Origin of the sequence: Paraburkholderia sp. CNPSo 3281 (assembly GCF_024206515.1) — a bacterium.
Lineage (GTDB): Bacteria > Pseudomonadota > Gammaproteobacteria > Burkholderiales > Burkholderiaceae > Paraburkholderia > Paraburkholderia nodosa.
Genome location: NZ_JAMBPS010000156.1, coordinates 1 through 1,112, shown reverse-complemented (window position 1 = coordinate 1,112; position 1,112 = coordinate 1). Strand labels below are relative to the sequence as shown.

The 1,112-nt window shown below is 61.5% G+C and carries 1 pseudogene; it reads left to right on the top strand.

Annotation, left to right across the window (positions count from 1 at the left end):
* Positions 1 to 300: 300 nt before the first annotated feature.
* A pseudogene (locus M3I56_RS40610) lies at positions 301 to 879 on the top strand (helix-turn-helix domain-containing protein); the annotation flags it as partial.
* Positions 880 to 1,112: the final 233 nt, after the last annotated feature.

Here is a 1,112-nt window from a genome sequence, read left to right as displayed (position 1 = left end):
GCAGTAACCCCATTCACGGTTGCACAGGTGTACTGAGTGATGGCAAGACAGGTTGGACCGCGCAAAGGCAAGCCTGAGACATTTCTCGGACCTCGAGTCCGCTAATTAGATTAGGACCTTTGCGGCGAAATCCATCGGGGCCGGCGGGCATGCCCGCGATCGAGTCCGGATATAAGTCCGCAACCACCCTCCTCGCCACGCACAATCACCTTGCAAATGGGAGGCGACCATATAAGAAATGTCGGGTTTCAAGGACCAGCGGCGCGCATGCTGGACGCTCCTTTTGTCGGAGCGCCCGAGATGAACGCCACGGGGATGATCACCATGACGATGCGGGAACTGGATCGGCTGAAGGTCATCCAGGCGATTGTCGAGATGGGCCTGAAGCCGGGCCGCGGGGCTGAGCGATTGGGTTTGACGGTTCGGCAAGTCGAACGGCTGGTGATCCGGTACCGGGAGTCTGGCGCGGCGGGTCTGGTATCGCACAAACGTGGCCGTCCAGGCAATCATCAATTGCCTGCTGGCAAAGCAGAACGTGCGACCGCACTCATCCGGGATCGCTACCGGGACTTCGGGCCAACACTGGCGTGCGAGAAGCTGCGCGAATGCCACGGCATCGAGATGTCGGTCGAGACGGTGCGTATGATGATGACCGCTGCGGGGTTATGGATTCCCCGCGCGCAGCGCCCGCCCAAGGTCTATCAGCCACGCGCACGGCGCGCGTGCCTGGGCGAGCTGGTGCAGATCGACGGCAGCGACCATCGCTGGTTCGAGGAGCGGGCGCCGGCCTGCACGCTGCTGGTGTATGTCGACGATGCGACGAGCCGCCTGATGATGCTGCATTTCACGGCCACGGAATCGACCTTCAGATACTATGAGGGACAGCCCGCGTAAGCCCCCAGGAGTAAAACGGTTTATCTGGACCGTTTCCCGGAAGGAGCACGCAAATGGACGCACCCGAGAGAACCCTGCAAGCACAGGACACCGCGATCACCGGCAGGCTGTTTGTCGCCTTTGAATTGGGCGAAAAGAACTGGAAGCTGTCACTCGGTGATGGCGTACGTGCTCCCAGCCGTTGCACGGTAGCGGCCGGCGACACCGCTTCCGTCCTG